Raw genomic sequence first — 19,041 nt, forward strand, 5'->3', positions numbered from 1 at the left:
CGGCAGGGGCGGGCAAGGATGTGCATCAGGACTGCCCTTTCGTGACGGCGGCGTGGGCGGGGATGGCCGACAACAGTTCCCGGGTGTACTCGTGCTGGGGGTTGTCGAAAATATCGGCGGTGTGGCCGGTTTCGACGATGCGTCCGTTGCGCATCACCGCGACCCGGTCGCTGATCCGGCGCACCACTGCCAGGTCGTGCGAGATGAACAGATAGCTCAATCGCAGTTCGGCCTGAAGACGGTCGAGCAGTTCCAGGATCTGGGCCTGCACCGAGGCGTCCAGCGCGGAGACCGGTTCGTCGAGTACGAGCAGGTCGGGGTGCAGCGCGAGCGCTCGCGCGATGGCGACCCGCTGCCGCTGCCCGCCGGACAGTTCGGCGGGGCGCCGCCGGCTGAATTGCTCCGGCAGCGCAACCTGTCCGAGTAGTTCCCGCACCCGCGCCTGCCGGGCTTTGCGGTCGCCGACTCCATACGCGCGCAACGGTTCCTCGATGATCGACCCGACGCGCCAGCGTGGGTCGAGGGAGGCATAGGGGTTCTGGTACACCACCTGGAAGCGCCGGCGCAGCGCCCGCAGCTCGGGTCCCCGGACCTTTGTCAGCTCGTGTCCGTCGAAGGTGACCGCACCGCTGTCGGGTTCGCAGAGCCGTAGGGCGATGCGTGCGGTGGTGGACTTGCCGGAGCCGGATTCGCCGACGAGCGACAGCGTTTCGCCCCGTCCGAGGTCGAAGCCGACACCGGCGACCGCGGTCACCGATCCGCCGGAATGCGCACGGAAGCGCTTGTGCACCTCGCGAACCGACAGCAGCGGCTTTTCTTCGCTGTTGCGGCGCGGCCGGAACCCGCCGAACGGAGCCAGGCTCGGCGATGCCGCGAGCAGGCGCTTCGTGTAGGGGTGCCGAGGTTCGGCGAGCACCGCTGCGGTGGGACCGGTTTCGACGACCTCGCCGCCGTTGAGCACCACCAGGCGATCGGCTCGCTCGGCGGCCACCGCGAGATCGTGGGTGATCAGCAGGACGGCCGTGCCGCGGGCGGTGATCTGCGCGGCAAGCCCATCGAGCACCCGGCGTGCCACCGTCGCATCCAACGCACTGGTCGGCTCGTCGGCGATCACCAGCTCCGGCCCGCAGATCAGCGCGGCCGCGATCAGCACCCGCTGCCGCTGTCCGCCGGACAACTCGTGCGGATACTGCCTGGCCCGCAGTTCCGGCCGATCGAGCCCGGCCTCGGTGAGCAACTCCACCGCCCGCCGCTTGGCGCCGCGCCGGTCGGCCAGACCGTGCACGATCAACGCCTCGGCGACCTGATCGCCCACCCGCTGCACCGGATTCAACGACAGCCCGGGATCCTGCGGGACGAATCCGATCCGCGCCCCGCGCAGTCGCCGCACCGCCCGCTCGGACCCGGTGTCCACGATCTCCCCGTCGAAAGTGACCGTCCCGCCGTTGATCTCGGCATTCGGCCCGAGCAACCCGATCACTGCCTGCGCGAGCGTCGACTTACCGGAACCGGATTCACCGACCAAGGCGACAACCTCACCACGTGCCACGGTGAGCGAGGAACCGGCCAACGCGGTGACGGGACCGGAGTCGGACCGGTAGCGAACATGGAGACCGTCGATGCGAAGGAGCGCGGCATCGGGTGCCGATGATTCGACCCCGATCGCGCCGGGTGCGAGAGGGTCGGCGCTGGTGTGTACCGGCGCTTCGGCGACCGTCACCAGCGGCCGGCCGCCGGCTGGCCCGTCACCTTCGCTCGTTTGTAGGGCGTCGTCATCGGCCGGATAGACGCTGCGGAAATCTTTGTTGCTCATGCGTGCTCACTCCCGCTGACGGCGCGGCCGAGGCGCTGGGCGGCCAGGACGACCGCGATGATCACCAGGCCCGGCAGTGTGGTCATCCACCAGGCGGTGGCGAGGTAGTTGCGGCCCTCGGAGATCAGTGAGCCCCATTCGGGAGTAGGCGGTTTCGCGCCGTAGCCGAGGAAGCTCAACGCCGAGACCGAGAGCACCGCCATGCCGAATTCGACCGCGGCAAGGGCGAGTACCGGTTGGTAGGCGTTGGGCAGCACGTGTCGGGCGAGCACGCTGTACCAGCGGACGCCGGAGGCATGCGCCGCTTCCACGAACGGTGCTTGGCGTACCCGCAGCACTTCCGAGCGCATCACCCTGGCGAAGTTGGCGACCAGCGAAACACCCACGGCGATAGCCACATTGCGGGTGCCGAACCCGAGCGCGGTGACCAGAGCCAGCGAAAGCAGCAGCGCGGGAATCGACAGCAGCACGTCGACGAATCGCATGATGAGGGTGTCGAGGACACCGCCGATCGACCCGGACAGCAAGCCGAGCACCGACCCGGCGACCAGCGCGATCGCCACCGCCGAGAGCGTTGCGGTCAGCGAAAGTCCCGCACCGTGCACCATCCTTGTGTAGAGGTCGCCGCCGAGATTGTCGGTGCCGAACCAGTGCTGAGCGCTCGGCCCACGGAACTTCTCGGCGGGCACGCCGGTCAGCGGATCGCCACTGGCGAACACCGACGGCAACAGCGCCCACCCCAGTGCGATCAGTACGACCAGGACGGCGATGATCTGCGCCGTATTGCCGCGCAAGGTCTTCCCTCGCAATACTGGCCGCCGCAACCACGGCGCTGCCACGCTGCGCCGCTCGTCGAGTACGTCAACCATGGACGTTCACCTCCGCAATGTTGTCGATGCGCAGCCACGGCACGAAGGCGAAGCCGAGGGAAGGCCATTCCGGCAGCAGAGCCAGCACGGTGTTGTCACGCACGACGGGGGCATCGCGCCACTGCGCCGATCCACGGTCGGCCACGAACGTGCGTGCAGTAGGTATCGGTGGGGTGATCCGGCGCAACGACCGCCACGAGAGCCCCAGTCGTTTCGGCAACGATGCCGCGGGTAGATCAGGCACGGGCACCCACCTCCTCGCCGGTGGTGATGATGTCGGCGGTGGTCTCGTTCGGCGCACGACGGGTGCGCCCCGCGATGCGCGGATCCAGCAGCGGATAGAGCAGGTCCACCGCGAGATTGACCGTGACGAAGACAGCCGAGGTCAGCAGCACGATGCCTTGCACGACCGGAATGTCCTGGGCGAGCACGGACGTCTGAGTGAGACGTCCGACGCCGGTGCGGGCGAACACGGTCTCCACCACCACCGATCCGGCCAGCATGTTGCCGACCAGCACACCCGCGATGGTGAAGGTGGGCAGCGCCGCCGAGCGCAGCACATGCTTGCGCTGCACCCACCAGCGCGAACCGCCCTTGGCCACGGCCACATCGACGAACGGCTGCCGCCACGTCGATTCCAGTCCGGTCGCGAGCACCTGGGCGATCACCGCGCCGATCGGGATGGCGAGGGTAACGGCGGGCAGGATGGTTCCTGCGAAGCCGTGGCCACCGAATGCCGGGACAAGCCGGAACTGGAACGAGAACAGTTGCAGCAGAAGCAGTCCGGTCCAGAAGGTCGGCACCGAAACGCCGAGCGAGGGCAGCGACCGCAGCGCGTTGCGCAGCCAGGGGCGACGCGAGTACGTCGCGGCGAAGGCCACCGACACACCACCGACGGTCGCGAAAAGTAATGCCAGCGACGCCAATCCGAGCGTCGAGGGCAGTGCGTCACCGATCGCGTTGGTGACCGGTTGGCCGGTCGAGATGGAATGGCCGAGGTCGCCGCGCACCGCGTGCGTCAGCGCCGTCCAGTACTGCTCCCACAGTGGACGATCCAGCCCATACCTGGCCTGCAGTTCCGCGACCGCGGCCTTGTCCACCGCCGTGCCCGAACCGCCCGCGTCGGCGGCGATGGACACCGGGTCGGCGGGCAGGAGGTAGAGCACCACGAACGAGATGCTGAAGGCCGCCCACAGCACTCCCACCGCCTGCAGTGCTCGCAGCGTCACGTAGCGCGCCATCGCTACTGCCCACTCAGCCAGGTGTCGAAGAACTGCAGTCGCGCCGAGGCCTCGAACTTCAGATCCTGCACGTTGCCGCCGGCACCGATGGCCTGCGACAGTTCGACCGTCGGAATCCACAGACCCGAATCCAGTACCGCCTGCTGCGCGGTGCGGATGAGGGCGTTGCGTGCGGCGGCGTCGCCGGTGCTCAACTGTCCGTCGAGTGCGTCGTCCAGCGTCGGGATACGCTCGCGCACATTGAGATTGCGACTGTCCACGCTGAATGCGGTGCGCAGGATGTCGCCGTCGGCGCGGGTGCTGTTGTAGTAGACACTGTCGTAGTCCTTGGCGTTCTGCCGCGCGGTGTACTCCGCGACCGCAACCAGATCCAGCCGCAGTTCGACGCCGATCTGGCGCAGCTGCTGCTGCACCAGTTCGAGGATCGCCTGATTGCCCGCGAACACCTGGCTGAACAGGACCGAGAAGGCCAGCCGCTCACCGTTCTTCACGCGGATGCCGTCGCCGGCCGGTGTCCAGCCCGCCTGATCGAGGATGCTGCGTGCTTTGGCTTGGTCGAAGGGCAGTGTGGCCGACAGATCCTGATAGCCCGGCGTGGTGCTGGCCAGCGAGCTCGTCGCGGTCTTGAATTGCGGGCCGAGCACGGTGTCGATGAGCTGCTTGCGGTCGATGGCAGGCAGCAGCGCCTGGCGGACCGCGGGATCGCGCAGTGGCCCGCGGGTGACATTGGGCTGGAAGCCGAACGGCACGCCCGGGTTCGCGGTGCTCAGGACCCGCCCGCCGGTCGCCTCGATCTGGGGCGCGTCCTGCGGCAGGGCGTCGCTGATGGCATCGAGTTGATTGGAGCCGAGACTGCCGGTGCGGACGCCGGACTCGGGGACGACGGTGAACTCGATCTTGTCGAGGTAGGCCTCACCGCGGTGCGCGAACACCGCCGAACCCCAGTGGTATCCGGCGCGTTTGGCCAGCGTCGCCGAGGCATCCTGCCGGTAGCTCGCGTAGGTGAACGGGCCGCTGCCGACGTTGTCGCCCGCGCAGCGTTGTTCGGCGGGTTTCGCGGTGGTGACGTCGGCGAGGATGCCGAGCTGCGCGGTCGAGGTGGCCTGCAGGAATTGGGCATTCGGCTTGCTGAACTCCACGCGGGCGGTGAGCTTGTCCACCGGAGTGGTCGCGACATAGTTGGTGAGATAGCTCGCGCCGAGCGGCGCCTTCGCCGCGCCCAGCTCGAGGACCGAGTCGAAGGTCTTCTGCACCGATTCCGCGGTCAGCGGCGTGCCGTCGCTGAAGGTGACGCCGTCGAAGAGGTGGAAGGTGAAGACCTTCGCGTCGGGGGTGACCTCCCAACTCTGCGCAAGCCAGGGCTTCAGTTCACCGGTCTTCGGATCCTGATCGGTCAGCGAATCCACGATCTGACGGCTGACATACAGCGTCTGGTTGGTGCCCGACTGTGCGGGATCCGAGCAGGTCGGCGCCACCGACAGGCCGTAGCGCAGCGTGCCGCCCGGCTTGGGCGGGCCCGCGTCGGCGCCGGTCCCTGCCGAATCACTGCCGCAGGCGGCGAGGCTCGCGGCCGCGGTGACGGCTGCGGCCACGGCCGCGATTCGATAGCGGGGTCGGATCACTGTGGTACTCCAGATGTTTCGGTGCGGACGAGGTCGCCCTGGGAATCGAGGTCGTAGTCGGTGGTGGGTCGAACGGGATGATCGGTGGCCGTGTGCACGGCCAATGGCCTGCTCTGGATCCGTCTGCGCAGTTCCGGCGCAACTGCGGACTGGAACAGCTCGAGGCTGTCGCGGTGCGCAATCGCGGTGCGTCCGTCGCGATCCGCGGCCAGGTGGGTCACCTCGTGGCCGAAGTGCTCGTGCTGACGGCCGACCTTGTCGATCACCTGCTCCGGGCTGCCGACCAACGCCGAGCTGCGGGCGAGGAAGTCGTCGAGGGTCTCGAACACCACCGGCAACCCGAGCTTGCGGGCCAGCGCGAGTCGCGCCTCGAAGATCGGCCGGAACGCCTCCGCGGCCTCCTGCGAGGTCCTGGCCACGTGGAATCCGGCGGTACCCGCGCCGACCATGGCATCGGCGGGGTCGTGCCCGTGGAACTCCCACCGCTCCCGGTAGTGGCGCACCAGCTCGGCATACGGCTCGATGGGATTGGTGACATTCGCCGAGAACAGCGGATCACCGTGGCGCGCGGCCAGTTCCACCGAGTCGCGACTCGTCGCACTGCCGTGCCAGATGCGGATACGCGGCTGCCACGGTCGTGGCAGCGCCTTTGCCGCGCGGAGTTCGGGCCGGAACCGGCCGGACCATGTCACGCTGTCGCTGGCCCAGAGCTCCCGGAACAGCTCGTAGCCTTCACGATTGCGGTCCCACTGATCGTCGGTGGTGACGTGGAACAGCTCCGCCTGTGCACTGCCGTTGCCCTTGCCGATGATCAGTTCGAGTCTGCCGCCGGAGAGATTGTCCAGCGTCGAGTAGTCCTCGAAGGCGCGCACCGGATCCAGCAGGCTCAGCGTGGTGACCGCGGTGAACAACGAGATGCGCGAGGTGACCGCGGCGATGTGGCTCAGGATCACCGGCGGTGCGGCCGACAGGAACGGATCCTCGTGCCGCTCGCCGACGGCGAACCCGTCGTAGCCGAGCTCTTCGGCGATGCCCGCCTGCTCGATGACATTGCGCAGTCGCTCCCTGGTGCCGGGCAGCCGTCCGGTTATCGGGTCCGGAACCCGGGTGACCAAGGTGAACAGCAGGAACTTCATGCGTGGGCTCCTACCGGGTCGGAGGCGGGATGTGGGGCGGGCAGGTACTTCTCGAAGGGATGCGGGCCGATCTCTTCCGACGGGATGTCCGGGTCGTAGAGCGCGGTGTAACCGTGGGCCAGATACAGGGCGACGGCCTCGGGCTGGCGCGGACCCGTAGTCAGGTAGATGCGGCGGTAGCCACGCCGTGCGATCTCGGTCTCCAGCTGTTCGAGCACGAAGAGCCCGAGTCCCTGCCTGCGGTGCTCACGTGCGGTCCAGATGCGTTTCAGCTCCGCGGTGTCGTCGTCGTAGCGTCGGAAAGCGCCACCTGCCACGGGTTCGCCGTCGCGGGTGACGACCAGCAGCGCACCGTCCGGTGCCGCGAACTCCGCGGCCGGATAGTCGCGCAGCGAGTCGTGCACCGCACCGACGGTCCGGCCGTAGCGTGTGCTGTATTCGACGGCGAGCTCTGCGAGCAGGGGCGTGGCCAACGGATCGTCCTGGGCGACCGCGTGCACGCACAGCTCGGGTCGTGTGGCCGGGGAGAGTCGCCGATTCGAGGAAAGTCGCTGTGTCATCGGGCTGTCACGACTTCTTCGGCAGGCCGGGCGGGTTGATCCGCGAGCTGGTCACCGTTTCGGTCTTCAGCCCCCACCGGTCGATGACCTGCTGGTAGGTGCCCGACCGGATGGCGTGGTCGATGGCCTTGTGCACCGCGCCGATCAGCCCGTTGTCCTTCTTGGTGAGCACGCCGATCTCGCCTTGGAGCGCCTCGCCCGCGCCGGAGAAGGTGGCCACGATCTTGGTCTGATCCGCGGTTGCCGCGTGGTAGATCGCGGTGGGGTTGGGGCCGATGTAGCCGTCGAGGCGATGCGAGGCGAGCGCCAGATAGTAGTCGGTGGTCTTGTCGAAGTAGGCGATGTCGATGGCGGGCAGTTTGTCGGCGGCGTTCTGCTCGTTCCACTTCACCAGCAGCTGTTCCTGGTTGGTGCCGGTGCCGACGCCGATACGCTTGCCTGCCAGGCTCTTACGGTCCCGGTAGTCGAGCGTGCTGTCCTTGGGGGTCTCGAGTGCGACGTTGTCGGTGCGGTAGGTGGCGAAGTCGTACTTCTCTTTGCGTTCCTCGGTGACGGTGACATTGCTGATGAACGCATCCACCTCGCCGGAATCCACCCGGACGAAGTTCTGTGTCCAATCTGCCACCGTCGCTTCGAGTTTCAGTCCGAGGATATCGGCGATCAGGGTGGCGAAGTCGATCTCGGAACCCACCACGGTCTTGTCGTCGGTGGCGTAGAAGCGCAGCGGAGGTGCGGTGCCGGACGCGCCGGTCACCACCAGAGTGCCGCGGTCGCGAATGGATTGGGGCACCTCGGCGGCGATGGCGTCGACCTTGGCTGTGTGCACCCGGCCCGACTGGGCGGGGGAGAGGTCGAAGGCGACCGTGCCCGCAGGGGCGACGACGGTATCCTCGTCGGGATCGGTGCCGCAGCCGGAGACCAGCACTGCGACCGTGGCGGCGACGCCGACCAGGGCGGAGAACTTCATCGAATACCTGTTCATCAGGGGAGCGCGCATCGTGCGCTCAGCGGACTCGGGACAGAAATGCGCGGGTGCGCGGATGTTCGGGGTTGTCGAGAACCGCGGCGGGTGCGCCCTGCTCGACGATCGCGCCCGCATCGAGGAACACGACAGTGTCGGCGACCTCGCGGGCGAAACCGATCTCGTGGGTGACGATGACCAGCGCGGTGCCGCCGTCGGCAAGTCCGCGGATCACGTCGAGAACCTCGCCGACCAGCTCGGGGTCCAGCGCGGAGGTGGGTTCGTCGAAGAGGATCACCGGCGGTCGCAGCGCCAACGCCCGTGCGATCGCCACCCGTTGCTGCTGTCCGCCGGACAGCCGCCGCGGGTAGACATCGGCGAGCTCGCCGATGCCGACGCGGTCCAGCAGCGCCTTCGCCTCGCGCTCGACCTCCTGACGTGGGCGGCCCTGCGCGGAAATCGGCGCGAGCGTGACGTTGTCGAGCACCGTCAGATGCGGGAAGAGATTGAATTGCTGGAACACGAAACCGATGTGCGAGCGCTGCTTGCGGACCTCGCGGTCGGACAGTGCGTGCAAAGTGTTGCGGCGCTGCCGATATCCGATCAGCTCGCCGTCGATGTGCACGGTGCCCGCCGCTAGCGGCTCCAGATGGTTGATCACCCGCAGCAGCGTCGATTTGCCGGAACCGGAGGGGCCGATCACAGCGACCACTTCGCCCCTGGCGACGGTCAGATCGATGCCGCGAAGCACCTCGTGTGCGCCATACGATTTGCGCACGCCGCGGACCTCGACGGCGGGAGCCGCTCCGGTGCGCTGTTCGACTGTCTCGAGTGCCCCGGCGCTCATCGGGTCGCTCCACGCGGTGCGGCCGAACCGATGTCGGCAACCTCGCGCAGCCGCTGCCAGGCCCGCTGCCACGGTGTCGGCGGCGGTGTGCGCTGCGCGCCCTTGGCGTAGTGACGTTCGATGTAGAACTGCGCCACCGACAGGATCGTGGTCAGGATGATGTACCAGACCGTGGCGACCATCAGCAGCGGCACCACTCGGCCATTGCGGCCGTAGACCACCTGGACCTGGTAGAAGAGTTCGGCGATCGCCATCACCGACACAATCGAGGTGCCCTTGAACAGGCTGATCACCTCGTTGGTCGCGTTCGGCAGGATGGAGCGCATCGCTTGGGGAACGACGATGGTGCGGAACTGGCGCAGCCGCGGAATACCGAGTGCCGCCGCCGCTTCCAGCTGGCCGGGATCGACGGAGATGAAACCGGCGCGGATGATCTCGGCCGAGTACGCCGCCTGGTGCAGCGCCAATCCGATCACCGCCGCGCTGAACCCGCTGATCACGCCGTTCACCTCGAAGGTCAGGAATGAAGGGCCGAACGGGATTCCGAGGGACAGGGTGTTGTACAGGTAGGCGAGGTTGAACCAGAACAGCAGCTGCACGATCAACGGAATCGATCGGAACGCCCAGATGTAGACCCACGAGATCACCCGCAGCACGGGATTGTTCGACAGTCGTGCGATCGCGAGCGCGGTACCGATCAGGAACCCGAGCGCCGTGCCCCACAGCGTGAGCTCCAGCGTGACCTGCAGCGCCGACAGCACCGACTTCGCGGTGAAGTATTTCGCGAACGTGGACCAATCCCAGCCGGGATTGGTCACCAAACCATGGACGAACTGTGCAAGCAGCACCAGCGCCACCGCACTGATCACCCACCGCCACGGGTGCCGGGTCGGAGCAACCTTCAGCGCGGGCGTGCTGCGTGCGGCAGCCACGTCTTCGGTCGCGGTGGTTCCGGGCACACCGATGGCGGCGGTGGATCGCAAGGCAGAGGTCGTCGCACCCGCGCTGGGCGGCTGGGCGATGCCATGGGACTCGACGGTGTCGGAAGTGGCGGGTTCGCCGGATGCCGGGGTGACGGGCTCGCCGGGTGCAGCCGTTGTGCCGGGGCTGTCGGGGGAGCTGGGTGCACCGCCGACGGCAGCGGCTGGGCCGCAGACGGCTGCGCCGGATGCGATGGACGCACTCATATCGAGGTCCTTCGAAGAAACGAACGAGACCGGCCCCTCATCAGGCGGTCACATCACCCGGCCAGTGACGGGTGCACAATCTGGCGGTGCGGTCAGTCGCGACAGCTCGCGGCGGTGATGTGGCACTGGTCGACATGTCGACGGGCCCAGCGGTTGACGCATTGCTCGGTGATCATTTCGGTTTCCTCCATCGTTCCCGGCGGAAGCACCCGCACCCGGCGAGCGGGGGGTTGCTGCGACGTCGACGAGCCAGGTCTCTCGGTCGCTCTGGATGGTGCGACCCGCGGCGAGCGCGGGCCGTCGAGGGGTCTAGCCGAAATAGCATGCGAAGTAAGGGCACTCCAGAACAAGGTTACGAATCAGCGTGAGCGCAGCCCTTGTCCGAGAGGCCGGTTCCCGCGACTATTTAGCCCGTCGCCGTGAGCAGCGCCCACCTCATGGATCCGAATCGCAGATCGCGTGGCGTGCGACGCGCCGGAAATTGCTATGTCACAAATTCCCTGCTCAGCGAGTTTGCCGAAGTACCCTGACCTCGATCGTGCCGACGTTGAGGAGGGTCCGAAGTGACCGTTGTGCGCCGTCTGACCACGCTGACCGCCATCGCGACGAGTACGGCCGCGCTAGCCCTTGCCGCCCCTGCCACCGCTTTCGGCGCCCCGGCGGCCCCCGCCCCGGCTGCGGCCGCTGAGCGCCCCGGTCTCGCCCAGACAGCCGCGCCCACCGATCTGCTCGGCGCGTATCAATCGGCGGTGCAAGCGCTTCGCGCCGTCGGCATGGACCCCTTCCTGTATCCGACCGCCGCGGCATTCTGCTCCGACGCCGGCACCCTCGGCCTGGTCCCCGCCATCGCGGGCGCTATTCCCGGCCCGTGGCCCAAAACTACGGTGAACATCCCCGGCCTCGACCTCACCGCCGTGAAAGCCGGCCAGGCCATGTTCACCTTCGTGCCCTACGGTGTTGCCCCCGACACTTCGACCGTGTCGGGCATGCGCGTCGCCTGGATGAACCTGAGCAACGGGCGCAGCGGCGCCACCTCGATGGGCCTGCTCTCCGACGTCCTCCGGGCTATGGTCCCCGCCGAGGTTCCCGCAGAAATCCGCCCCCTCGCCGAACGCGCGATCCAGGACTTCTTCTTCGCTGCCCTCCCGGTCGGCGGCATCCGCGCCGTCCCGGTCGACACGGGCTCGGGAACCGTGCTCGCCGCCGTCTTCGGCACTGTCGAAAACAACGGCCACTCCTGCTTCTTCCTCCCGACCATCGGTATCACCGCGGTCCCATAGCTCGGTCTGCCCCGACACTCCCGTCCGGAATCAACGGGCGCGGGAGCCGAAGGCAACACACCGGTGCGCCCGACGGCAGCCGCACTCGGTGTCGATCCGCACACCCCCGTGTCACAGCTGCGCACCCGGTTGGTGGTTGTCCGGTTACAGCACGGGGTGTGGGGACGGAGCAGGAGTACGGACGCTGCGGGGTCCGCTGCAGCGGATGCGGGGCGGACCGGGTCAGGGCGGGAGGGGGCGGTCTTTCCAGCGCAGTGCGCCGCGTCGATGTGCGCTGCGGGATCGCGCCCACAGGCCGAGGTATGCGCCGATGGACAGTGGATGTGCGAGTGCCGCAAGGACATCCGTGGCTGTGACGGGGCTGCCCGCCTCGGTGGAACGAGACAGTAGCCTGCCTGCCACCGCGGCGGAGTAGCCGAGCAGGCCTGCGCGACGGAGCACCCCGCTACCTGCGACAGCGGCCAGCGGTGGAACCCAATAGGCCAGCGCGGCAATGGCTCCGACGGCCGCACCGACACCTGCGGAGCCGCCGTAGGCGGACCACAGCCAGCGGGTGTAGCCCGCTTCCAGTTCGGCGGCGCCACAGTACATTCTGGTCTCCGCCTGGCGTCCCGCGGCGACCAGCGCGGTGCGGAAGCCATTGCGGCGCAAGACTCGAGCGATATCCAGGTCCTCGGTGGGACTGGCCGCCACCGCGCCATGGCCGCCGACGGCGCGGTAGGCGGCGGTATCGAAGACGAGGAACTGCCCGCAGGCGACCGCTGTCGACGGTCTGCTGCTGCGGTTGGCGATCGAAATCGGCAGCGTGGCTGCCCACGACCAGCACAGCAGCGGTTGCACCAGGGCCTCGGGCACCGATCCGGTTCGCTGTCTCGGCCACGGCGACAGCAGTGCGACACCGCGACGGTGGAATTCGGCTGACGCCGAAGCGATCGCGTGCGGTGCCAGCCGGACATCGGCATCGAGAAAGATCACCGTGGGTGCGTCGACTAGCTCGGCCAACCGTGCGCAAGCCGCGGCCTTGCCCGTCCACCCAGGTCCGGGCTCGATCTCGTTGCGCAACACCATGAATCGCTCGTCGCCTGCTATCGCGTCGATGGCTGCGGCATGGGTGTCATCGATGGAGGCGTCATCGAGGATCAGCACCCGCAATCGGGGGACCCCGACCTGCGCCCGCAGATCGCCGATCAGCGCGGGTAGCCGCACCGCCTCGTTACGCGCAGGAACGCAGACGGCGATCGGTTCGACGACAGGGGTGGCGACCTCGGGCAGTCTGGGCACGGTCAACCGGTTGTAGAGCGCGATCGCACTTCCGGTCAGCGCAATACCGGTGCCGATACGGGTCAGTGCCAGTGTCGATGGACAGAGATCCGCGTCGGCGGGCCGTCGGATGACGCGCTCGGTCACTGGCTCAGCGGCGCCGCCGCGGCTGCCACAAGCTGCTGAACGAGAAGCCCTCGGGCGCGCCGGGCGGCGCGGGGTTGCGATTCATGAAGGCCAGCGCGGCGACGATCGCGGCGACGGCAAGGGTGATGCCGCCGACGATGCCCGCCCATCCTGCGAAGGAGCGGGTGTTCGGGTCGGCGTAGCTGACCTCGGCGCGCAACGTGGACACATCACCGGGCGGCAGTTTCCACGAGACGGTGGAATCGTCTTCGCGGTTGCCGTTGGTCTTGGCGACGCGCGACGGGAACGCCACCGTGAACTGCACGTCCGAGCCGTGCGGCGGAACGGATTTCAGGTCGACCCTGCCGGTGAGACTGACCAGGTCGCCGGTGCGCTGGAACTGCAGGTTGAACATGCCCTGTGTCTGTTCGGACAGGCCGCCGAGTTGGGAGACCTCACCGAAGGAAAGATCCTCGAAGAACACCTTGCTGCCTACATACCCGTCCTGGTTGTAGGGCTCCACCCGGACCTTCGCCGCCAGCGAGTCGGGCGACTTCAGCTGCGGGCCCTTGTCGTTGGGGTCGACCGGGACGACTGCGGCGACGATCCGTCCCGACACCCGGTCATTGGACGACACGCCCATCGATACCTGCACGCGCAGGCAGCCGGCGAGCACGGGCACCAGCAATGCCGCCAGCAGGACTGCCGCCGCGACCCTGACCCCTAATCGGGGCGAGCGCGGCGACGGTAGAACCGGAGCATCTAGCGGCGTGGTGAGAGGACTCGGCTGCACGGGTCACATCGTGCCAGGCCATCGGTTCAGATGGCCACGCGACGGGCGGAACCGTCGCCGTTGTGTCGCCCTCGGGACCGACGCAGCCGCACTACCAGCGGTACTCCGAGAATCCCGAGCCCGATCCCGCCGTAACAGGCCGAGGCGGGCAGCCCCAAGAACACCACGTGTGCAAGTGCGGACCCGAGCCAGGTCCACAGGAAAACAACGACCGGGACCGCGATGGTCGAGCGCGACGGCCGCACGTCGCGCGCGGTGCGTTCCCAACCGGTCAGCGCCAGGGCCATCAGCAGCGCCACCGCGAACCAGCCCAGATAATTGGTATACGGAATCCCGGCGAGCCCTGGCAGCCCCGAATCGACATCGCACCAGCTCCACTGCCCATCGGCGACCATCTGCGGATCCAGAAATAGGTCCCACCCCACCGCGCCCACCGCCGTCAACCCGATCCGGCCGACCGCCCGGCGCGTCAAGAAACCGGCCACCACCCAGACCGGATACAGCCCGCCGGTCCAGGCCAGTGCCACCACCAGCGGCACCCCGGCCACGGCTGGACCGAGCCTGCCGTCCGCGTAGTCGTAACAGCCGAACGGGAAACCCGTTGCGGTGCCGATGATCTCGGCAACCAGCCCCGACCCCGACACGATGACCAGAAATCCGGCAGCATATCTCGGTCCGCGAGTCATCCCGGCATGGACCAGCGCGGTGGCCGCCGAAAGCAACACCACCACGACGGTCACCTGATCGCGGCCGACCCCCGAGGTCAGCGGATAGGCGATCTGCGCGAGGACCAACAGCATCGCCGAGAGCGCGGGAATCAGGTCTCGCGGCCGTGGTGCAACAGCGGTCGCGTCAGCGGATCCCGTCGTCGCGAGTTGTCGCAGGAGCGTCGCGGCATAACGCCCCACTCTGCCCGGGCCGCCTGGATCGGCCACTGGTCGACGCGCCGCATTCGGCCGAGTGGGTTCGGTCATCGTCGACGTAGTCGAGGGAATCGATTCCGGCGCTGGTCGCGCAGGACCAGCTGCGCGGCGCTGCGCCCGCTCGCCCCGGAAACACCGCCGCCGGGATGGGTCGATGCGCCGGTCAGATACAGCCCCGGCGCGTCCGGCACCCTTTGCCCCGAGAGCTCGGGCAGCGGTCGCCACAGCATCATTTGATCCAGCGACATTTCGATGTGCATCACATTGCCGCCGCGCAGGCCCATCTCGCGCTCGAGGTCGACCGGTGTCTGCACATGGCGTCGCAGCACCGAGTCGGCGAAACCCGGTGCGTAGGAATCGACTTCGGCGATGATGCGGTCGGCCTCGTGGTCGGCGTGCTGGGACCAGTCGGTGCCGTCGGCAAGTTGGTAAGGGTGCCATTGGGCCCACAGTGAAAGCTGGTGTTCCCCGGGGGCGGCGATGGTCGGGTCGAGTGCGCTGAAACTCATCGCGAGCACGACAGGGCGCGGTGGCAGGTCGCCCGCCAGCGCGGCGCCGTGCGCCCGCCGCAGCTGTCGCCGATCGGACACCAGCAATTGCAGGCCGTGCGCGGACTCTTCGATCGAGCTGCCGGGATATTTCGGCAGCGATCGAGTCGCCAGCCGCACCACCATCCCGATGCCGGGCCCGACCCGGATGCGGCGTTGCCAGTCGTCGAGCACGGCGGGGTCGTATCCGCCTTCGCGCAGCAGGTCCAGGGTGGTCAGCACATGGGTGCCCGCGATCACGGTGTCGGCATGCAGGTTTCGACCGGATGCGGTGCGCACGCGCCAGCCGGCGCCCGCGCGTTCCAGCGCGGTGACCGCATCGCCCGCAGACACGTCGCCGCCGTCGGCACGCAAGCGCGCGACGAGCGCGGCGGACAGCGCACCACTGCCGCCGACGGCGCGGCCGGGCGGCACGGTGTGCATCAGCGCGGCGAAGCCGACCATGGGCGCGGTGCCCGGCTCCGACATGGGCGGACCCGACTGCGCGCCGAACCAGGCCAGCGACGCTTTGAGCCGCTCGTCGTCGAAGTAACTGTCCAGCAGGGCATCCCCGGTCTGTAGAAACTCCCGCGACAACGCACTGCCGCCGGCACGTGCGTCGAGCCCCCAGAACGAGCGCAGTAACCGGCCCGGCGTGGGGGAGCCGCCGAACGCGCGCATCACCCGTGCGCTGCGCGGCCCCCAGACCTCCACGAAACGTCGGTAGGCGGCAGCGTCGCGCGCACCGCAGGCCGTCGCGATCGAGGCACAGGTTCGATCGAGATCGCGATGGAACACAATCGGTGCGCCGCCGCTCGGACCTGCCGGTGTGAACCCCCACGGGTCGCAATCGATGTACCGCAGCCCGAACCGGGCCAGCTCGAGTTCCTCGATGATCCCGGTGTGCCGCACCATGATGTGCGCGGAGGACCCGCGATCGACCAGATGGCCAGGAAAGCGCTCGACGGTCGACACCGCGCCGCCGAGCACCTCGTCGCGCTCGAGCACCTCGACCCGGTGTCCAGCGCGCGCCAGGTAGCAGGCCGCGACGAGCGCATTGTGGCCCGACCCGACCACCACAACCGTCACGTGACCCTCACTGGCGCACGCCGCCCGCTCGCCGCGCATTCTCACAGCGGCAGCCGTCGTCCGAGGATGGCAAAGGGTCTGGTGTCGCCCGCGAAGACGAAGTTCCTGACCACATCGGTGAAACCCTGCCTGCGATACAGCCGCCACGCCCGGTTGCTCTCCTTATCCACCTCCGGGGTGGACAGCAGCACCGCCCGTTCGGGCCGGTCCTGCAGTAGCCGGGCGAGGAGGGTCGCGCCGATGCCGCGGCCCTGCGCGGTCGGGTGCACGTGTAGCTCGGTGAGCTCGAAATAGTCCGAGAGTAGTTCGCGTGCAGAGTGTTCCGGCCAGCCCGAGCATCGCATGCCGCTGTGCACCTGCTGGTGCCACCACTGATGTGCGGCGCCGCGGTAGCCGTAGGCGATCGCGACGATCGGCGACGATCGTAGGTCGATGTGCCCGGAATCGTCGGGTACGACGGCGGCGACCGCCTGCCAGCCGGGACGGGTGGTGTGCTCGGTCCACATCGGCGCGCGGTGCTGCTCGGTGCCGCGCGGGTAATCCATCGCCGCGACATACACGGCCAGCGCATCGTGGAGCCGGGAGCGCAGGGCCGCGACCGAGAGGTCGACGACGACGGGTGCGGGGGTGTGGTTGGGCTTGACGGCAGTCATGGCTCTCGTCGGGCCGCGCTGGCGCGGAAGTTTGTCGGTGGGTGTCTCTATATTCAATCTCAATTCAAACGTTCGAATACCTGTTCGATCCGCGCGGTGCTGGGAAGTCGGCTCCCGCGCACACGATGGGCCAGGTGCGCGATTGTGGAGGGACGGCTGATGTCTGGTCGGATCGAACATGCGGGACAACCCGGTCGGGCGGGAAAACTGCTGAAGAAGGCAGACGGCCTGCTGATGCAGGCGGCGGGCGAGGAGGATCCGCGAGAACGATTCCGGACCGCGTACCTCGCGGCATTGCGCGGCGCGGGCGCGGTGCTCGCGTTCACGGGTGCTGACGCCGCGCCGCGGGCGCGGTCACGCAGCGCCTGGGTGCTCCTGCAACGCGCGGCCCCCGAATTCGTCATGTGGGCGGACTACTTCAGTGCCCGCTCGGAGACGCGCGCCGCGCTGGAGGCGGGACTCGATCGTGATGTCGATGACCAGCAGGCCGACGAGTTCTATTCGCGGGTAGGCGCATTCCTGCACGATGTGGAAGATCTCATCGACGCGGGGGCTCGTTTGCGTCCGGTGCCGGGCTGGAACAACGGCATGACCGCATAGTCGTCGGCGCGCCGCCGACTGTCGCGTCTGCCCTGCGCCCGCCGCAATTTGGCGACAGACTCGGCTGGCTGGGCCCATTAGGTGGTACGGCATTGATCGAACTCGTATCATTGGTGACAGATAGCCGCCAAGGTCGGCTGTCTGTCGCCTACCCGGAGGCGACAGCCAAGTCCTAGTGCCGGGGGAGGTACCGTGCCACTCTCCGAGCACGAGCAGCGCATGCTCGAACAGATCGAGAGCGCTCTCTATGCTGAGGATCCGAAGTTCGCCTCGTCCGTCCGCGGCGGACGCCTTCGCTCGACCTCGAGTCGTCGCAGACTCCAGGCCGCAGCTTTGTTCGTCCTTGGTCTGTTTCTACTCGTCGCCGGCATTGCCGCTCCGGTGAAGCTGGGCGACTTTCCGATCATCAGCCTGATCGGATTCATTGTCATGTTCGCCGCAGGCGTGCTGCTACTGCTCGGCAGTTCGAAGAGCACTGCCAAGGGCGACCGGTCGGGCGAAGCCCAATCCGGTGGCGCGAGCGGCGGATCGAGCGGACGTGGGCGCCAGCGCAAGTCCGGCGGTTTCTCCGAGCGCATGGAGGATCGATTCCGGCGACGGTTCGAGCAGGAGTAGCTCGGGCTTAGCCGACATCTCACAGCACAGACGGCGACGCCGCACCGATTCGGTGCGGCGTCGCCGTCTTGTGTGCGAAACGCCGAACGGTCAGATGATCTCCGGTCAGGTTTCGTCCGATCCCCCACATCGCCCCACGAAGATCCCCCACCACGCACCGATCATCCGGTGAATAGGGTGACACCAGGGCGTTTGCTGGTTGTTGTCGGGCGCCCGCCCAGCTGGGCGGTGCGTGTCGGCGAGCACCCGAAAAGTTCTCCACCGCGGTGATAGCTGGGATGACCTGCGCAATCGCCGACGCGGGGAGCCAGATCACCCCGCGTTTCGATTGAAAGTGGGGGAAAGTGGGGTAATGTGGAGCGCGCACTACAGGAAAGTCGTACATCCGAGGTGATCGTGCTCCCCGCGCAGGTGGGGTTGATCCGGGAGGTATCGAGTTGTTTCTCGGTACGTACACACCTCGGCTGGACGACAAGGGGCGACTCACGTTGCCTGCAAAGTTTCGAGACGATCTGGCGGGAGGGTTGATGGTCACGAAGGGTCAGGACCACAGCCTTGCCGTGTATCCCAAGGAAGAGTTCACCGCGCTCGCTCGTCGAGCCGCGGCGGCGTCTCGAAGCAACCCGCAGGCTCGCGCATTCGTCCGCGCGCTGGCAGCCGGAACCGATGAGCAACGGCCGGATGCCCAAGGCCGGATTGTGTTGTCGGCCGACCATCGTCGTTACGCAAACCTGGACAAGGAATGCGTCGTGATCGGATCGGTCGACTTCCTGGAGATATGGGATAAGCAGGCGTGGGATTCCTACCTCGCCGAGCACGAGGAGGACTACGCGGAAGCGAGAGACGAGTCGCTGGGCGGAATCTTCTAACCGAGCGAACGAGTGCCACGCGGCCTCTGCCCGGACGTGGACCCTGACGTACTTCCCCGACGCCAGGTGC

Annotated in this window: 19 protein-coding genes and 1 riboswitch; of the genes, 4 read left to right on the forward strand and 15 right to left on the reverse strand. The window is 67.8% G+C overall.

Annotated features, from left to right (window positions below):
* Positions 1-25 precede the first annotated feature (25 nt).
* The 10 genes from OHA42_RS15655 to OHA42_RS15700 are packed head-to-tail and all read right to left on the reverse strand — an operon-like array spanning position 26 to position 9,981.
* Positions 26-1,813: a dipeptide ABC transporter ATP-binding protein gene (locus OHA42_RS15655; RefSeq protein WP_406237827.1), complete on the reverse strand. Its 1,788-nt coding sequence runs from the start codon at positions 1,811-1,813 to the stop codon at positions 26-28.
* A complete protein-coding gene (locus OHA42_RS15660; protein ID WP_406237829.1) occupies positions 1,810-2,682 on the reverse strand; it encodes an ABC transporter permease in 873 nt (290 codons plus the stop codon). The genes OHA42_RS15655 and OHA42_RS15660 overlap by 4 nt, the downstream gene beginning before the upstream one ends.
* Positions 2,675-2,926: a hypothetical protein gene (locus tag OHA42_RS15665; RefSeq protein WP_406237831.1), complete on the reverse strand. Its 252-nt coding sequence runs from the start codon at positions 2,924-2,926 to the stop codon at positions 2,675-2,677. The genes OHA42_RS15660 and OHA42_RS15665 overlap by 8 nt, the downstream gene beginning before the upstream one ends.
* Positions 2,919-3,923: an ABC transporter permease gene (locus OHA42_RS15670; protein ID WP_406237832.1), complete on the reverse strand. Its 1,005-nt coding sequence runs from the start codon at positions 3,921-3,923 to the stop codon at positions 2,919-2,921. The genes OHA42_RS15665 and OHA42_RS15670 overlap by 8 nt, the downstream gene beginning before the upstream one ends.
* 2 nt (positions 3,924-3,925) lie before the next feature.
* Positions 3,926-5,545, reverse strand: a complete 1,620-nt coding sequence (locus OHA42_RS15675) for an ABC transporter substrate-binding protein (RefSeq protein WP_406237834.1) — start codon at positions 5,543-5,545, stop codon at positions 3,926-3,928.
* Positions 5,542-6,681 (reverse strand): LLM class flavin-dependent oxidoreductase, encoded by a 1,140-nt coding sequence (locus OHA42_RS15680; RefSeq protein ID WP_406237836.1) that lies wholly within the window; start codon positions 6,679-6,681, stop codon positions 5,542-5,544. The genes OHA42_RS15675 and OHA42_RS15680 overlap by 4 nt, the downstream gene beginning before the upstream one ends.
* A complete protein-coding gene (locus OHA42_RS15685; RefSeq protein WP_406237837.1) occupies positions 6,678-7,241 on the reverse strand; it encodes a GNAT family N-acetyltransferase in 564 nt (187 codons plus the stop codon). Before OHA42_RS15685 ends, OHA42_RS15680 begins: the two co-directional genes overlap by 4 nt.
* 7 nt (positions 7,242-7,248) lie before the next feature.
* A complete protein-coding gene (locus tag OHA42_RS15690) occupies positions 7,249-8,223 on the reverse strand; it encodes an ABC transporter substrate-binding protein (protein ID WP_406237839.1) in 975 nt (324 codons plus the stop codon).
* A 22-nt stretch (positions 8,224-8,245) separates the two neighbouring features.
* Positions 8,246-9,049, reverse strand: coding sequence for an amino acid ABC transporter ATP-binding protein (locus OHA42_RS15695; RefSeq protein ID WP_406237841.1), 804 nt, complete (start codon positions 9,047-9,049; stop codon positions 8,246-8,248).
* Positions 9,046-9,981: an amino acid ABC transporter permease gene (locus OHA42_RS15700; RefSeq protein ID WP_406239385.1), complete on the reverse strand. Its 936-nt coding sequence runs from the start codon at positions 9,979-9,981 to the stop codon at positions 9,046-9,048. The genes OHA42_RS15695 and OHA42_RS15700 overlap by 4 nt, the downstream gene beginning before the upstream one ends.
* Positions 9,982-10,420: 439 nt before the next feature.
* A riboswitch (SAM riboswitch) is annotated at positions 10,421-10,514 on the reverse strand.
* A 285-nt stretch (positions 10,515-10,799) separates the two neighbouring features.
* On the opposite strand from OHA42_RS15700, the gene OHA42_RS15705 reads away from it, so the two are divergent.
* Positions 10,800-11,516, forward strand: a complete 717-nt coding sequence (locus tag OHA42_RS15705) for a hypothetical protein (RefSeq protein ID WP_406237843.1) — start codon at positions 10,800-10,802, stop codon at positions 11,514-11,516.
* A 222-nt stretch (positions 11,517-11,738) separates the two neighbouring features.
* Here the strand turns inward: OHA42_RS15705 and OHA42_RS15710 are convergent, their stop codons facing one another.
* From OHA42_RS15710 to OHA42_RS15730, 5 genes are all read right to left on the reverse strand, one after another.
* Positions 11,739-12,923, reverse strand: coding sequence for a glycosyltransferase (locus tag OHA42_RS15710; RefSeq protein WP_406237845.1), 1,185 nt, complete (start codon positions 12,921-12,923; stop codon positions 11,739-11,741).
* A gap of 4 nt (positions 12,924-12,927) precedes the next feature.
* Positions 12,928-13,695 carry an LppM family (lipo)protein gene (locus OHA42_RS15715; RefSeq protein ID WP_406237847.1) on the reverse strand — a complete coding sequence of 256 codons (768 nt, stop codon included), beginning with the start codon at positions 13,693-13,695 and terminating at the stop codon, positions 12,928-12,930.
* Between the two features lie 26 nt (positions 13,696-13,721).
* Positions 13,722-14,495, reverse strand: a complete 774-nt coding sequence (locus tag OHA42_RS15720) for a carotenoid biosynthesis protein (protein WP_406239387.1) — start codon at positions 14,493-14,495, stop codon at positions 13,722-13,724.
* A 170-nt stretch (positions 14,496-14,665) separates the two neighbouring features.
* Positions 14,666-16,273, reverse strand: a complete 1,608-nt coding sequence (locus OHA42_RS15725; RefSeq protein ID WP_406239388.1) for a phytoene desaturase family protein — start codon at positions 16,271-16,273, stop codon at positions 14,666-14,668.
* Positions 16,274-16,275: 2 nt separating this feature from the next.
* Positions 16,276-16,887 (reverse strand): GNAT family N-acetyltransferase, encoded by a 612-nt coding sequence (locus OHA42_RS15730; RefSeq protein WP_406237848.1) that lies wholly within the window; start codon positions 16,885-16,887, stop codon positions 16,276-16,278.
* A 159-nt stretch (positions 16,888-17,046) separates the two neighbouring features.
* On the opposite strand from OHA42_RS15730, the gene OHA42_RS15735 reads away from it, so the two are divergent.
* The 3 genes from OHA42_RS15735 (at position 17,047) to mraZ (ending at position 18,971) form a co-directional block, all read left to right on the forward strand.
* Complete coding sequence (locus tag OHA42_RS15735; RefSeq protein WP_406237850.1) at positions 17,047-17,487, forward strand: SAV_6107 family HEPN domain-containing protein; 441 nt, start codon at positions 17,047-17,049, stop codon at positions 17,485-17,487.
* A gap of 192 nt (positions 17,488-17,679) precedes the next feature.
* A complete protein-coding gene (locus OHA42_RS15740) occupies positions 17,680-18,102 on the forward strand; it encodes a DUF3040 domain-containing protein (RefSeq protein ID WP_406237851.1) in 423 nt (140 codons plus the stop codon).
* A gap of 437 nt (positions 18,103-18,539) precedes the next feature.
* Positions 18,540-18,971: a division/cell wall cluster transcriptional repressor MraZ gene (gene mraZ / locus OHA42_RS15745; protein ID WP_328411392.1), complete on the forward strand. Its 432-nt coding sequence runs from the start codon at positions 18,540-18,542 to the stop codon at positions 18,969-18,971.
* Positions 18,972-19,041 lie beyond the last annotated feature (70 nt).

Source organism: Nocardia sp. NBC_01009 (assembly GCF_045208035.1).
Taxonomy (GTDB): Bacteria; Actinomycetota; Actinomycetes; order Mycobacteriales; family Mycobacteriaceae; genus Nocardia.

What these genes read in the sequence shown, in the direction of transcription:
- OHA42_RS15730 (WP_406237848.1), bottom strand. Translation starts at nt 16,887, where the DNA reads ATGACTGCCGTCAAGCCCAACCACACCCCCGCACCCGTCGTCGTCGAC.
- OHA42_RS15660 (WP_406237829.1), bottom strand. Translation starts at nt 2,682, where the DNA reads ATGGTTGACGTACTCGACGAGCGGCGCAGCGTGGCAGCGCCGTGGTTG.
- OHA42_RS15685 (WP_406237837.1), bottom strand. Translation starts at nt 7,241, where the DNA reads ATGACACAGCGACTTTCCTCGAATCGGCGACTCTCCCCGGCCACACGA.
- OHA42_RS15655 (WP_406237827.1), bottom strand. Translation starts at nt 1,813, where the DNA reads ATGAGCAACAAAGATTTCCGCAGCGTCTATCCGGCCGATGACGACGCC.
- OHA42_RS15735 (WP_406237850.1), top strand. Translation starts at nt 17,047, where the DNA reads ATGTCTGGTCGGATCGAACATGCGGGACAACCCGGTCGGGCGGGAAAA.
- OHA42_RS15680 (WP_406237836.1), bottom strand. Translation starts at nt 6,681, where the DNA reads ATGAAGTTCCTGCTGTTCACCTTGGTCACCCGGGTTCCGGACCCGATA.
- OHA42_RS15720 (WP_406239387.1), bottom strand. Translation starts at nt 14,495, where the DNA reads ATGCTGTTGGTCCTCGCGCAGATCGCCTATCCGCTGACCTCGGGGGTC.
- OHA42_RS15695 (WP_406237841.1), bottom strand. Translation starts at nt 9,049, where the DNA reads ATGAGCGCCGGGGCACTCGAGACAGTCGAACAGCGCACCGGAGCGGCT.
- OHA42_RS15725 (WP_406239388.1), bottom strand. Translation starts at nt 16,273, where the DNA reads ATGCGCGGCGAGCGGGCGGCGTGCGCCAGTGAGGGTCACGTGACGGTT.
- OHA42_RS15670 (WP_406237832.1), bottom strand. Translation starts at nt 3,923, where the DNA reads ATGGCGCGCTACGTGACGCTGCGAGCACTGCAGGCGGTGGGAGTGCTG.
- OHA42_RS15690 (WP_406237839.1), bottom strand. Translation starts at nt 8,223, where the DNA reads ATGAACAGGTATTCGATGAAGTTCTCCGCCCTGGTCGGCGTCGCCGCC.